Consider the following 14,979-nt stretch of genomic DNA (forward strand, 5'->3'; position numbering starts at 1 on the left):
TAATAAAGGTATTACAAAAATACCTTTTTTCATGTAACATATGAAATAAAATGTCATTACATTTGCTAGAAAACTAGAAAGGATGGATGTCATGAACACTCAGGTTGATCCAACAATTGCTCCAAGTGATTCTTTACCACCAACCAAAAAGAAAAAGAGTTCAGGTTTTGCAACCTTCTACAAACGTCTAAAGAAAAATAAAGCCGCTTTAATAGGTGGTTATTTAATACTATTGTTTGCAATTATTGCGATCATTGGACCATTTTTTGTCGATGCCGATGACTTTTATACAGTTGATTATAAATTAAAATTACTTCCTCCTTCTGCTGATCATTTTTTTGGTACTAATCATAACGGAAGGGATATATTTACTGGTGTTATTCTTGGAATGAGAACGACATTAATTGTCGGATTTTTATCGGTAATATTAGCAGCAATTGTCGGAGTTTTACTAGGTATTATTTCCGGATATTATGGAGGCACCGTAGATTCTATCATTATGAGAATTATGGACGTATTATTAGCATTCCCAGGTATTTTACTAGCTTTAGCGATTGCTAGTGTGCTTGGCGGTAGCATTATGAACGTGATTATCGCTGTTGCTGTATTTTCTGTACCTGCATTTGCAAGAATTGTTCGCGGGTCAACCTTAGCTGTAAGAAACTTAGAATATGTAGACGCCATAAAAGCATTAGGTGCAAGCGATACGAGGATTATTTTTAAACATATTTTACCGAATATTTTGTCACCTATTATTGTTCAAGGAACTTTACGTGTTGCAACAGCTATTTTAACGGCATCAGGATTGTCATTCTTAGGATTGGGGCCAACACCTCCTTCTCCTGAGTGGGGTGCAATGTTAAATGAAGGGCGAAATTATATTTTTAAATATCCTCATGTAGCATTGTTTCCAGGATTAGCAATTGCGATTGTTGTTTTAGCGTTTAATATTTTTGGAGACGGTCTCAGAGATGCCCTTGATCCAAAATCTAAAAAATAGAGAAGAGGTGGCCGAATGATAAAATATGTTGTACGAAGATTAATACAAACGATACCAGTGTTAATTGGGGTAACGTTATTAGTTTTCTCATTAATGCATTTAATTCCAGGGGATCCTGCACAAATTATCGCAGGTGAAAGTGCCCCTAAAGAGCAAGTAGAGCAATTAAGAGAAAAGCTTGGTTTAAATGAACCTGTTTATGTTCAATATGGAAAATTTTTAGGTAATATCATTCAAGGGGATTTAGGAACATCTATTCGAAGTAATGCTCCTGTTATGGACGAAATTAAAATCAGATTTTGGATAACCGTGGAATTAGCTATATATAGTACGATTTTGAGTGTGTTTATTGGATTAATTGCTGGTGTAATATCTGCTGTAAGACAATATAGCATTCTAGATGTTGTTATCATGATTGTGGCATTGTTCGGACTTTCGATGCCAAACTTCTGGTTAGGTCTTATGTTAATTAAAAAATTTGCCGTCGACTTAATGCTCGTACCTCCTTCTGGTTGGGGGACATGGCAACAAATGATTCTACCTGTTATTACTCTCGGAACCGGAGGAGCTGCAATTGTAGCAAGAATGACGCGATCAAGTATGTTAGAGGTTATAAGCCAAGATTATATCAGAACAGCAAGAGCAAAAGGTGTTCGAGATCGAGTGGTTATTTATAAACATGCGTTAAGAAATGCGTTAATTCCTGTTGTAACGGTAGTGGGATTGGAGTTTGGTTCATTCTTAGGTGGTGCTGTATTAACCGAAACGGTATTTGCCATTAACGGAATGGGAAGACTCGTCGTTGAGGCAATTCGGGCAAGAGATTTCCCTGTTGTACAAGGAACAGTTTTAATCATTTCCCTATTGTTCGTACTCGTAAACTTATTGGTTGATATTTCATACCGCTACTTAAATAAACGAATTGAACTGAAATAATAAATCAACATTCAAAGTGAGGTGACAATCATGAGTAAAGAAAATATTTTAGAAGTTCGAAACTTGCAAACGGTATTTAAAACGGAAGATGGAGAAGTGAAAGCTGTCAACGGAGTTTCCTTTGATGTACCTAAAGGAAAAACTCTAGGACTCGTAGGAGAATCTGGATCGGGAAAAAGTATAACATCTCTATCAATTTTACGTTTAATAGATAAGCCAGGAGAAATTAAAGGGGGAGAAATTCTTTTTAAAGGGAAAAACCTCTTAGATTTGTCCAAAAAGGAAATGAGAGAAATTCGCGGAAATAAAATATCGATGATTTTCCAAGAACCGATGACGTCGCTAAATCCTGTGTATACCATTGGGGATCAAATATCAGAAGCTTTTATCATTCACCAAGGATTAAGCAAAAAAGTGGCAATGGAAAAATCGGTAGAAATGCTAAAACTAGTTGGGATTCCTTCTCCGGAGAAAAGGGTGAAACAGTATCCGCATGAATTATCCGGTGGAATGAGACAACGGGTAATGATAGCGATGGCGCTTGCATGTAATCCGGATTTATTAATCGCGGATGAGCCAACAACCGCTTTAGACGTGACCATTCAAGCGCAAATACTTGAATTAATTAAAGATTTACAAAAACGATTAAATATGTCTGTAATTTTTATTACCCATGATTTAGGGGTTGTAGCTGAAACGTGTGACTTAGTTGCCGTTATGTACTGTGGAAAAATTGTTGAATATTCGGATGTTCGTTCATTATTCAAAAAACCAAAGCATCCATATACCGTGGGGCTATTAAACTCCCTTCCTCGTCATGATATTGATCAAGAAGAACTAACAGCCATTAAAGGTACTGTGCCAAGTCCGAAAGATATGCCGGCAGGTTGTGCATTTGCACCGAGATGCCCACATGCATCGGAAATTTGCCACAAGAAACTTCCTGATTTGCAAAACGTAGATGGAAATCAAGTACGCTGTTGGATTTATACCGATGAGTGGGATGGAGAAAGGGAGGTAGACATTTACAATGGACAAAGTATTGCTCAAAGTTAACCATTTAAAACAATATTTCCCAATTAAAGGGGGTTTTTTAGGTAGAACAGTCAACCATGTAAAAGCTGTTGATGATATTTCATTTGAAATATATGAAGGTGAAACAGTAAGTATCGTAGGCGAATCTGGATGTGGGAAGTCAACGACTGGTCGAGCGATTCTTCGATTAGAAGAACCAACATCTGGAGAAGTTTGGTTTGAAGACAAAAACATCTTGTCGATGAGTAAAAAAGAAATGCGGAAAATGCGCAAAGATATTCAAATCATTTTCCAAGATCCTTACGCATCCTTAAATCCTCGCCAAACGGTAGTAAAGATTATTGAAGAAGCGATGGAGATTCAAAATATCGTTCCGAAAAAGGAAAGAAGAGAACGTGCTTTACAACTGCTAGAAACTGTTGGAATCAATCGCTATCAAGCGGATCGTTATCCACATGAATTTAGCGGGGGACAACGCCAAAGGATTGGAATCGCACGCGCTCTATCAGTAAATCCTAAGTTGATTATATGTGATGAAGCGGTTTCCGCACTTGACGTATCTATTCAAGCTCAAGTATTAAACTTATTGAAAAAATTGCAAAAAGAATATAAATTGACGTATATGTTCATCTCCCATGACCTAGGGGTTGTTAGACATATTTCAGATAGAATTATTGTCATGTACTTAGGTAAAATTGTGGAGATAGGGGATAAGTTATCATTGTTTGAAAATCCACAACATCCGTATACAAAAGCGCTCTTGTCAGCGATCCCTGTTCCTGACCCGGAAAGGAAAAAAGAAAGAATTATTCTTAAAGGAGATGTACCTTCACCGATCAATCCGCCTGAAGGCTGCCGTTTCCATACAAGATGTCCGTTTGCAACAGAGCGTTGCAAGAAGGAAGTGCCTGAATTAAGACAAGTGGAAGCTAGTGGAGAAAAACATATGGCTGCTTGCCACTATTTTGAAGAAATCTCAAAAGGATTAAAAGTTGCCAACTAAATAAATGACCCGATTTTTTGGAATATTATAGAATTGACTACGGTAATAACCGTAGTTTTTCTTTTTTATACAAGTTTTTAGTTAAGAAGCATATCAAATGAACTCCATCATTGAAAAAATATATACCATTTTTAACGTTCATTTAAACAAAAAATGGGTATTGAATGTTTGGCTATCAGTCTATTCTCATGTTCTTCTGAAAAAAAGGTAATAGTATATATAAGAAGAATTTTTGTTAAAATGTCCATTCCATATAAACATTAAATAGTAATTGTGATAGAATATAGTGTATACAAGTTATCAAAGGACATTGTTGTACTTCTGAAATGGACAAATGTTTATAAAGCGCTTACATAATTAAAAAGGAGTGAAAAGAGATGTCAAGTAAAACCCTTCAATCATTTTTAACTGAAAACTTGAATGACTTAAAGGAAAAAGGATTATATAACGAAATTGACCCAGTTCAAGGCCCTAATGGTCCTATTATTACGATTAATGGAAAAAAACTAATCAATTTATCTTCAAACAACTACTTAGGTTTAGCAACAGATGAAAGATTAAAAGAAGTAGCCATTCAGGCTGTGAAACATTATGGGGTAGGAGCGGGCGCTGTTCGTACTATTAACGGTACATTAGATCTACATGTACAGCTAGAAGAAACAATTGCAAAATTTAAAGGAACAGAAGCTGCAATCGCTTATCAATCTGGTTTTAATTGTAATATGGCTGCTATTTCAGCGGTAATGGATAAAAATGATGCGATTCTTTCTGATGAATTAAACCATGCATCTATTATAGACGGATGTCGATTATCAAAAGCGAAAATCATTCGTTACAACCATTCAGATATGGATGATTTAAGACAAAAGGCTAAAGAAGCAAAAGAGAGTGGACAATACCAAAAAATTATGGTCATTACTGATGGCGTATTCTCGATGGATGGGGATATTGCTAAATTACCTGAAATCGTAGAAATTGCTGAAGAATTTGACTTAATTACTTATGTAGATGACGCGCACGGTTCCGGTGTTTTAGGAAAAGGTGCAGGGACGGTAAAACATTTTGGTTTACAAGAGAAAATTGACTTCCAAATAGGGACTTTATCAAAAGCTATTGGAGTCGTTGGAGGATATGTCGCAGGAAGAAAAGATTTAATTGATTGGTTAAAAGTTCGTTCTCGACCATTCTTATTCTCAACAGCTGTCACTCCTGCCGATGCAGCAGCAGCTAAAAAAGCAATTGAATTAATAATGGAAAGTACAGAATTATATGACCGTCTATGGGAAAATGGAAAATACTTAAAAGAACAATTAAAAGCATTAGGATTTAATATCGGGAATAGTGAAACGCCAATTACACCATGTATCATTGGTGAAGAAACATTAACACAACAATTTAGTAAGCGTCTATTTGAAGAAGGTGTTTATGCTAAATCCATTGTATTCCCAACCGTTCCACGAGGCACTGGTCGAGTAAGAAATATGCCAACTGCAGCACATACGAAAGAAATGCTTGATCAAGCAATTTCCATTTATGAAAAAGTTGGTAAAGAATTAAATATTATTTAAGGGCAACAAAGTGGAGACATAGGAGGAAGAAAATGAAAAAGATTTTAGTAACAGGTGCATTAGGACAAATAGGATCAGAACTTGTCACTAAATTGAGAGATATTTATGGAAATGAAAACGTCATTGCTACTGACATTAGAAAAAATGAATCGGAAGCTGCCACTTCTGGTCCATTCGAGATATTAGACGTTATGGACAGTCAAAAAATGTATGACATTGCAAAAAAATACGAAGTGGATACGATTATGCATTTAGCGGCTCTCCTTTCCGCAACGGCAGAAGCAAAACCACTGCTTGCATGGAATTTAAATATGGGTGGTTTAGTGAATGCTTTAGAGGTCGCTCGAGAACTAGGGACACAATTTTTCACACCAAGCTCTATAGGTGCGTTTGGTCCTTCTACCCCGAAAGATCAAACCCCTCAAGATACGATTCAACGTCCAACTACAATGTATGGAGTGAATAAAGTATCTGGAGAGCTTTTATGTGACTATTATTATCATAAATTTAATGTGGATACACGTGGACTTCGTTTTCCTGGCCTAATTTCATACGTAGCACCTCCAGGTGGGGGAACGACAGATTATGCAGTCGAAATTTATTATGAAGCATTAAAAAATAAGAAATATACATCATATATTGCTAAAGGAACTTATATGGATATGATGTATATGCCAGATGCGTTAAATGCCATTGTAGATTTAATGGAAGCTGATGGTTCTAAGTTAATTCACCGCAATGCATTTAACGTTACAGCTATGAGTTTTGAACCGGAAGAAATAGCAAAAGAGATTCAAAAGCACATTCCTGAGTTTGAGATTTCATATGATGTCGACCCAATCCGTCAAGGTATTGCCGACAGTTGGCCAAATTCCATTGATGCAACTGCAGCAAAGGAAGAATGGGGATTTAAGGCGGAATATGACTTAGCAAAAATGACAGTGGATATGTTAGATAAATTAAAAAAGAAATTTGAGGAGGAATAAAACCTCCTCTTTTTTTATTAGATTGTTAACTGCAAAGGAATGTTTATATAAAAACGAATAAAAATAAAAGATAGAAAATCATCTTCTTTCAGAATAAAATAGGATTGTTACTTATCCAAAAAAGGAGATACATATATGAACGAACGGTCGATTAAAGAAAGTTGTTGCGAATTAGCCGAGAAATTAGATAGCATGAAAATTCCCTATTATTTCGATAAAGAATCTTCTGCTATCTTACAAGGAGTCACTTTTCCAAAATATATCAATATTATTACTATTTATGTTCAATGGGATTTGATCCAAGACGTATACGATCAATTTCAGTCATTTTCTCCATCACCAATCATTAAAGATATGAGAGAATCTTACTTTCAATTTTATATGGGCGATCTATTTGTAGAAATAAAAGCGATGCATAATACAACCATTCGGACAAATCCATATTTAATAACCGTAGAGTTGAACAATCGCAGTATATCTTGTTTATCGATTTATGCGATGATTTTTGATGTGCTAGTAGACAACGATATGAAAACCGCCATACATCAATATTTAAATAAGAAACAGGAAAATATGAATGAACAGAACCAATTAGCATGGAATCAAAATCAGTTTGAGGCTCTCGTAAAAAGATATGGGAGACCTGAAGAAAGAGTGGAAAAAATTAAGAACAATCCTTCATGGACATTACATCCGTTTTATAAGTATTTTGGGGATGTTCAGGGGAAAAATATCGTTCATTTACTAGGTTCTAACGGAATAAAAGCAACTGCACTATCCATCCTTGGGGCTGATGTGACCGTCATTGACTTTTCAAAAGAGAACGAACAATATGCACGTTTATTAGCAGAAGAAAGTGGTCAATCAGTGAAATATATTAATCAAGATTTGTTACAAGTGAATGATGATTTGAACGGAACATTTGATATTGCGTTTATGGAATTAGGGGTTCTTCACTATTTCCTTGATTTGCATATGTTATTCAAAAAAGTTTCGAGCTTGTTAAAACAGGGAGGATTATTTATTTTACACGAATTCCATCCAGTTTCTACGAAGTTAATAACGTCAAAAGGAAAGAAACATAAAGTAACGGGGAATTATTTTAATCCTTCTATCATAGAAAGTGATGTTGCCTTTGCCAAATTATTAGATGAGAAAGACCAATTACAAAAAGTCTATCATCGAAAATGGACATTAGGTGAAATCATTACCGCGATGGCCAGTGAGCAATTACAAGTTCAAATACTAGAAGAAGAACCAAACCATAAATTAGATGATATTGGGATTCCAAAAACGTTCACCGCAGTAGCCAAGAAGATAAAGTTAGATTAAAACATAACGAGCTACAGTTTAAAAAAAGCTGTAGTATTTTTTTATGGAAAAAGTTTTATTAAAGAAATTATAAATCCTTCCATTAGTTGATAATAAGTGCATTGTAGAGATTATTTATGGTATTCTTTTTGATAGGTTATTTTTTTTATATATCGATTTATTGAATTGCTACAGATGCAGGAGGATAAATATATGCTATATTACATTAGTTTATGGGTGGGGAAAATAGCCGGTCTATTAAGTAAAATGATTGGAAAAAGCGGTACTAGCATTCCAGGAATGGTTGCATTAAAAATTAAACCAGATCTGTTAGGTCATTTAGCCAAACAGGTTGATCATATCGTATTAATTACAGGTACAAACGGGAAAACAACAACATCCAATCTCGTTTCTACAATTTTTTCTGAGACGGGAGAAAAGTATATAAATAACTCTGAAGGTAGTAATTTAATTTCAGGTATAACTTCTAGCTTTATGAAAGAGACGAATCTGTTTGGAAAAATTAAAGATGTAAAATATGCCATCATTGAAGTAGATGAAATAACATTAATTAATGTCCTTAAATATGTCACGCCAGATATGATTGTGATAACAAATTTCTTCCGTGATCAGCTAGATCGATTTGGAGAAATTGATGAACTGATCAAGAAAATGGAAAATGCTATTCGTCCGGTAAAAACGAAATTAATTTTAAATGGGGATGACCCGTTTAGTTACCGGTTGAAAAGTTTAAAGAAAGATACGGTTTATTTTGGTTTAAATAAAGATGCTTATGAATTTGAAAAACATGAAATGTCAGATTCGAAATTTTGTCCAGATTGCGGACAAGAATTAATTTATGACCATAGCCATTATGGACAACTCGGATATTATCGCTGTCCTTGTGGCTTTGAACGTCCTTTTATTCAATATGAATTAGAACGAATTGAAGCGGAACCTTTTGTTTCTGTTCAATTTAAAGGAGACGTTTATAACAGTCAATTAAAGGGTGACTATAACGCTTATAATTTAGCGGCAGCAATTGCTTGTTCCATTGAAATAGGTGTAGATAAGGAAAAAATTAAACGGGGAATAGAAACATATAAACTCCAAAATGGAAGAATGCAAACATTTACGTGTAATGGATATCGATATACGTTAAATCTTGCGAAAAATCACCAAGGTGTAAATTCCACATTGTCTAGTTATTTAAAAGACGAATCCGAAAAACAAATGGTTCTATTCTTAAATGATTTAGGTGCTGATGGAACAGATGTATCATGGATATGGGATGCTGATTACGAATTGTTAAATAGACCAGATGTAACAAGGGTTATATGTTCTGGCAGACGAGCCTATGATTTAGCCGTTCGTATTCAATACGCTGGAATACCGAAAGAAAAAATTGAAGTTTATCCTTCTATTCAGGAAGCAGTAGAAGAAGCAACCAAGCTCCCAATGAATTCGTATTTCATTTCTACGTATACAGCCTTAGAACAAGTCCGTACATCTTTAGAACGCCATCCGAATGTGAAACAGGAGCAAGTACAAAGGAGCAATGAAGCATGAAAGAATTAAATTTATATCATTTCTTTCCTGATAAATTAAATTTATATGGTGATCGTGGAAATATTATTATTTTAAAAAAGCGGTGTGAATGGCGCGGTATACAATTGAATGTGCATGAAGTGAAAAAGGAAGAAGACCTTCATTTAACAGATGCCGACATCTTCTTTATCGGGGGCGGAAGTAATCGAGAGCAAAGTTTATGTACGGATGAACTGTTTAAAATCAAAGATGAATTTAAAGCTGCCATTGAGGATGGTGTAGCGGCTTTGACCATTTGCGGAGGTTATCAATTTTTAGGAGATTACTATGAAACAGCAGATGGGGAAAGAATGAGAGGCCTTGGAATATTAAATTTTTACACAAAGGCAACTAGTAATGATCCAAAAGACCGTTTAATTGGTGATTTACGGGTTCAATCAGAAAAGTTTGGACAAGTAGTAGGTTATGAAAACCATAGTGGTGAGACGTTCCATTCATATGAGACGATTGGAGAAGTAATTGGCGGATTTGGTAACAATCGAAATGATCGTAAAGAGGGATTGATTTATAATAATTTAATCGGAACATACTTACATGGTCCAATATTAAGTAAAAATCCGCGAATCGCTGATTGGTTGTTACAACAGGCGTTAGAACGAAAATACGGAGATTCATCTATTTTAACTAACCATCCTATTGATGATGAGTTCGCTAACTTGGCTAATGAACAAATTTGGAATCGAGATTCAGGAACTAAGAAATATCGTTTATTTTAACAAAAAGCATCAGGAGAGACGATTCTGAAGTGACCCCAAAGGTTAGACACGGTTATTTCATTTAAGCAGGTTGTTCAAAATGAGTTCGGTATTGTACCGGACTCATTTTTAATTTTGCCTTAATTCGTTTCGTGATGTAATAGTTTATATACTCTTCAAGTTCCTCTATAATGTGTTCCACACTTTCATATTCAGAAATTCAGACTTCATAATCCCAAAAAAAATTCTCCATGACCGAGTTGTCGTAACAGTTTCCTTTGCGAGACATACTTTGCACAATGTTTTCTCTTTTAGGGCATGACGATATTGCTTCTTTTGATAATGCCAGCCTTGATCAAAATGCATTATAATCGTATACTCTACTGGTCATTTTTTGAATGCTTTTTCTAACATTTCAGAAACAAGTGAGTATGTTGGTCAATGACCAATTGTATAAGTAATAATTTCACCGTTAAATAAGTCTAAAACAGGTGATAACAAATGGGGTGCCGTTCATTCTCTTGATGATTTTTATCATGAGAACATTTTAATGGACATGTGAGTAAGAGGAAAATATAAAAACCTATAAGCATTAAAGCCTATAGGTTTCTGGATTAAAAGATAAAATGTGCGACTAATACGATAATTGGTAATGTAATCAATGTACGTTGGATGAAAATAATCACTAAATCTAAGAAGTTAACAGGTATTTTTGATGCTAGAAGCAATCCTCCAACTTCAGACATATAAATGAGCTGAGTGACAGAAATCGTTGCTACGATAAAACGTGTCATTTCACTTTCAATACCGGAACTTAAAATTGCCGGCAAGAACATATCAGCGAATCCTACTACCATTAAAGGAGCTGCCTCTTTTGCTTCAGGAACTTGCAATAATTCTAATAAAGGAATAAACGGTGCTCCAACCCATTCGTAGAAAGGAGTTAGTGATAACATGAGGGCGATTGTACCAATCCCCATAACGATAGGGGCAACCCCTAACCACATGTCTAATATATTTTTACCTCCGTCTTTAAAGAATTCTTTAATGTTAGAATTGGAGGCAGCTTTTTTCAATGCCATTGAGTATCCCCATTGGGCACGTGTCATTCCTTTAGGAATAATCTCCCGTTGTCCTTCAACTTCCTTGCTGTAAGTATCAGGTTTTCGAGATAAAGGAGGTATTCTCGGCATAATTAAGGCAGCAACTATACCAGAGAATGTGACTGTTAAATAAAATGGAACAAACATATGTCCTAAACCAACTTCTTGAATAACAACGATACTAAATGTAATCGATACAATTGAAAACGTTGTCCCGATGATCGCAGCTTCTTTTTTCGTATAATAACCATCTTCGTATTGTTTACTTGTTAATAATACTCCGATTGTACCATCGCCAATCCAAGAGGCTAATGAGTCAATAGATGCACGACCAGGTAACTTAAATAAAGGTCTCATAAACTTGGTTAGTAGTGCACCAAAAAACTCGAGTAAACCAAAGTTTAATAGTAATGGGAGCAATAGTCCTGCAAATAAGAATACGGCAAATAATACGGATAATAGTCCGCCGTCTCCTAATAGAGTACCCCCTGTATCACTAGACCATACGATTTCAGGCCCGATTTGATAGAATGTCATAATGGCAAAAACAGCACCAAGAATTCGAATGATTAACCAAAAATAATTAACATTAAATAAATTATTCCAAAATGGGTATTTCAAAATGAATTCAGGCTTAAATAATTTTGTTAATAGAGAGCATATTGCTGTTAATGTGATTAAAAATGTCATGATCCCCGGAATATAAGGACCTAAAATATTTTCCTGTTGAATAAAATTAGCGAGAATAGCAACAGGGATTGTCCAAGATCCGTCAAATGGAATAGGGATCATAAAAAGAAATACACCGATAAGAGAAGGTATGAGAAATAACCAAAAGTTAGCTTTTTGTGTATTCATAATATCTCCTTTCTAGTTTTTTGGTGTTTATATTTATTCAATAATACTTATATTAATACAAAAACAAAGGAAATACTACTAATTTTTTTATAAATTCATCATTATTTTGTAAAAAATAAATGTAAGCGCTTAATTTTCGATAGAAAAAAGAAATATAGATTTATAGTTTTACAACCCTTAATTTAAAGGATTTGTGGTAAAATATGCAATAGTCTAAATATTCTGGTCTGAAATTTGGGGTGTTCAACATGTTGAAAATGTACATAACGTTTACAAAAAAAGCATTTATTCGTGCAGGAGCATATAGGTTTGAAGTGTGGTCCCGATTATTTTCAAATTTAATATTTTTACTCATGTGGAGTTCTATTTGGATAGCATTATATGCTGGAAAAGATGAAGCAGGAGGCGTAAGCTTCCAAGCGATGCTTACATATATAGTCGTGAGTCAATTTTTATCAGGAATTAATGGAGCAGGTACACCTTTGTGGGAAATTCAGGAAAAGGTGCGAACAGGAGATATATCGTTAGAATTAATGCGACCATTTGATGTCCCAACTCGATATTTATTTGCCGATTTTGGCAGTGTTGCCTTTTATATGATTACAGCTCTTTTACCAGTATATGTTGTGCTATTTTTCATTTTTGATTTATCCCTTCCTTCGACGATGCAAACTTGGATTTTCTTTATTATTAGTGCTTTATTAGGTTTCCTTATTCGTTATTGTATTGAACTTACTTTTGGTCTACTTACTTTCTGGTTAGTTGAAACCGGGGGAGTAGAAGATATTTTTTATTTTTCTGTTTCTTTATTGTCAGGATCAGTCATTCCGCTTTGGTTCTTTCCATCATGGCTTGAAACGTTAGCGATGTATTTACCGTTTCAGGGAATATATTTTATCCCAAACGCTATTTTTGTAGGGGAAATAACAGGTTCCGATTTATATCTTTCCCTTGGAGTTCAGTTCTTTTGGGTAATGATATGTTTTGCTATTTTAAGAATGATTTGGCGAAAAGCGGCGAAAAAGGTAGTTGTACAGGGAGGATAAGGTGATGGGGATTATTAAATATATAAAACTATATTTTCGGCTCGTATCCGCAGGGGTTCGGGCACAAATGCAATATCGGTTTGCTTTTATTATGAGAATTGTCGGAATGATTACTGCTTATACAGGTACAGCTGTAACGATGTGGGTTATGTTATATCAATTTCAACAGTTAGGATCATGGAATTTCTATGAAATGTTATTTTTATTTGCATTTGCCATTTTATCTTGGGGTTTTTGTATCATATTATTTTTTCATTTTAGAAGTCTTGATACATATATTCTCAATGGTACGTTTGATCGTTTCTTAGTTCGTCCCATTCATCCGTTCTTTCATTTCATGGCGATGAAATTTGATGTTGCTTCATTTGGACAATTTATATTTAGTATTTTTGTATTTATATGGGTTAGTGGAGTTTTAGATATAGGATGGAGCATAACAAAGTTTTTATTTTTAATAGCAGCAACGATTGGTGGAGTTCTTATTCAAGGCGGACTACTCGTCATGATATCGGCCATAGCCTTTTGGACAACAAAATCTGAACAATTTTATTGGGTAGCTATGTATCCAGCAAGAAATTTAACGTACTATCCGCTCGTCATTTATCCAAAAGTGATTCAATGGATTATAGCCTTTGTCATTCCGTTTGGGTTCGTGAATTACTTTCCTGTATCCGTCATTCTTGAAAAAGATATTCCTTTTTTTCCATCTTATATTGGGTACTTATCGCCACTTGTCGGAGTCATCTTTTTCACAATTGCATATATTATTTGGATGTTTGGGTTAAATCATTATAAAAGTACAGGCTCATAAAGGAGTGATGAATATGGCAATCATTGAAGTAGAACATTTACATAAACAATTTAAAGTGGCAAAACGTGAAACAGGAATAATAGGGGCATTAAAAAGTATTGTTAAAAGAGAATTTATCACGAAGGAAGCAGTGAAGGATATTAGCTTTTCCATTGAAAAAGGTGAAATGGTTGGTTATATTGGCCCGAATGGTGCTGGGAAATCAACGACGATTAAAATGTTAACCGGCATTTTAGTCCCGTCATCAGGGAAAGTCATAGTTAATGGGCTAGTACCTTATGAAGATAGGCAAAAGAATGCCAAAAACATTGGGGTCGTTTTTGGCCAACGGACACAATTATGGTGGGATTTACCTACGATTGAATCGTTCGAATTATTAAAGGAAATTTATCGTGTTCCTGATTCTTTATATAAAAAGAACATGGACATCTTTTGTGATATTCTCGGACTATCTGAGTTTTTAAACACTCCAGTCCGTCAGCTTTCATTAGGTCAACGAATGAGAGCAGATATTGCAGCATCTCTCCTTCATGATCCACCAATTCTTTTTTTAGATGAGCCAACCATTGGCTTAGATGTGGTAGCAAAAGAAAAAATGAGAACGTTTATTCAAGAAATTAATCGAGAGAAAAATGTCACCGTCATTTTAACGACTCACGATATGGAAGATATTGAAAAGCTTTGTCAACGAATGGTTCTCATCGACCACGGTCAAAAAGTGTACGATGGCGATATATTAACTGTGAAGAATCGTTTTGGAACGACAAGAACGTTAATAGTAGATGTAGAGGAAAATGGGAAGGAGCTTCAAGTACGAGGGGGAGAACTAATCAAAGAAGAAGGAAACCGGAAATGGATTCGTTTCAATCGATTTGAAATATCAGCATCCGAAATCATTCATCAAATTACGAGAACACATAACATTACGGACTTAACAGTAGAGGAACCTGAAATTGAAACGATTATCAGTAAAATATACCAAGAAGGTTTTAAAGAACCTGTCATTCAATAAACCAGAA

The 14,979-nt window shown here is 34.9% G+C and carries 13 protein-coding genes and 1 pseudogene; 12 read left to right on the forward strand and 2 right to left on the reverse strand.

The genetic code is table 11. The features are described 5' to 3' along the window. The first annotated feature begins 91 nt into the window (after positions 1-91). The 9 genes from AC3ASS_RS03990 to AC3ASS_RS04030 all read left to right on the forward strand — a co-directional run bounded on the left by AC3ASS_RS03990 (position 92) and on the right by AC3ASS_RS04030 (position 10,163). Positions 92-1,000, forward strand: a complete 909-nt coding sequence (locus AC3ASS_RS03990) for an ABC transporter permease (RefSeq protein ID WP_488282220.1) — start codon at positions 92-94, stop codon at positions 998-1,000. 15 nt (positions 1,001-1,015) lie between these two features. Beyond that, positions 1,016-1,936 (forward strand): nickel ABC transporter permease, encoded by a 921-nt coding sequence (gene nikB / locus AC3ASS_RS03995; RefSeq protein WP_488282221.1) that lies wholly within the window; start codon positions 1,016-1,018, stop codon positions 1,934-1,936. Positions 1,937-1,966: 30 nt separating this feature from the next. After that, entirely contained in the window at positions 1,967-2,992 is a 1,026-nt protein-coding gene (locus AC3ASS_RS04000) for an ABC transporter ATP-binding protein (RefSeq protein WP_488282222.1), read from the forward strand. Next, entirely contained in the window at positions 2,967-3,974 is a 1,008-nt protein-coding gene (locus AC3ASS_RS04005) for an ABC transporter ATP-binding protein (RefSeq protein WP_488282223.1), read from the forward strand. The genes AC3ASS_RS04000 and AC3ASS_RS04005 overlap by 26 nt, the downstream gene beginning before the upstream one ends. A gap of 377 nt (positions 3,975-4,351) precedes the next feature. Continuing rightward, on the forward strand, positions 4,352-5,542 hold the full coding sequence (locus AC3ASS_RS04010) for a glycine C-acetyltransferase (protein ID WP_488282224.1): 1,191 nt from the start codon (positions 4,352-4,354) through the stop codon (positions 5,540-5,542). A gap of 32 nt (positions 5,543-5,574) precedes the next feature. After that, positions 5,575-6,528 carry an L-threonine 3-dehydrogenase gene (locus AC3ASS_RS04015; RefSeq protein WP_488282225.1) on the forward strand — a complete coding sequence of 318 codons (954 nt, stop codon included), beginning with the start codon at positions 5,575-5,577 and terminating at the stop codon, positions 6,526-6,528. A 135-nt stretch (positions 6,529-6,663) separates the two neighbouring features. Continuing rightward, a complete protein-coding gene (locus AC3ASS_RS04020; RefSeq protein ID WP_488282226.1) occupies positions 6,664-7,860 on the forward strand; it encodes a class I SAM-dependent methyltransferase in 1,197 nt (398 codons plus the stop codon). 192 nt (positions 7,861-8,052) lie between these two features. Next, the gene (locus tag AC3ASS_RS04025) at positions 8,053-9,408 is read left to right on the forward strand and encodes a MurT ligase domain-containing protein (protein WP_488282227.1); all 1,356 of its coding nucleotides are present in this window, start codon (positions 8,053-8,055) and stop codon (positions 9,406-9,408) included. Next, positions 9,405-10,163, forward strand: a complete 759-nt coding sequence (locus AC3ASS_RS04030; protein ID WP_488282228.1) for a type 1 glutamine amidotransferase — start codon at positions 9,405-9,407, stop codon at positions 10,161-10,163. Before AC3ASS_RS04025 ends, AC3ASS_RS04030 begins: the two co-directional genes overlap by 4 nt. A 61-nt stretch (positions 10,164-10,224) precedes the next feature. Here the strand turns inward: AC3ASS_RS04030 and AC3ASS_RS04035 are convergent. Further along, positions 10,225-10,640 (reverse strand): annotated as a pseudogene (locus AC3ASS_RS04035) (transposase); the annotation flags it as partial. A gap of 116 nt (positions 10,641-10,756) precedes the next feature. Beyond that, positions 10,757-12,103: a YjiH family protein gene (locus AC3ASS_RS04040; protein WP_488282229.1), complete on the reverse strand. Its 1,347-nt coding sequence runs from the start codon at positions 12,101-12,103 to the stop codon at positions 10,757-10,759. 248 nt (positions 12,104-12,351) lie between these two features. Here AC3ASS_RS04040 and AC3ASS_RS04045 point away from each other — a divergent pair, with 248 nt between their 5' ends. From AC3ASS_RS04045 to AC3ASS_RS04055, 3 genes are read left to right on the forward strand one after another with little or no spacing between them, the layout of a single operon-like run. Next, positions 12,352-13,149 carry an ABC transporter permease gene (locus AC3ASS_RS04045; RefSeq protein WP_488282230.1) on the forward strand — a complete coding sequence of 266 codons (798 nt, stop codon included), beginning with the start codon at positions 12,352-12,354 and terminating at the stop codon, positions 13,147-13,149. Positions 13,150-13,153: 4 nt separating this feature from the next. After that, positions 13,154-13,960: an ABC transporter permease gene (locus tag AC3ASS_RS04050; RefSeq protein WP_488282231.1), complete on the forward strand. Its 807-nt coding sequence runs from the start codon at positions 13,154-13,156 to the stop codon at positions 13,958-13,960. Between the two features lie 13 nt (positions 13,961-13,973). Continuing rightward, positions 13,974-14,972 carry an ABC transporter ATP-binding protein gene (locus AC3ASS_RS04055; RefSeq protein ID WP_488282232.1) on the forward strand — a complete coding sequence of 333 codons (999 nt, stop codon included), beginning with the start codon at positions 13,974-13,976 and terminating at the stop codon, positions 14,970-14,972. Positions 14,973-14,979 lie beyond the last annotated feature (7 nt).

This window comes from Bacillus sp. JST-5 (assembly GCF_057747715.1).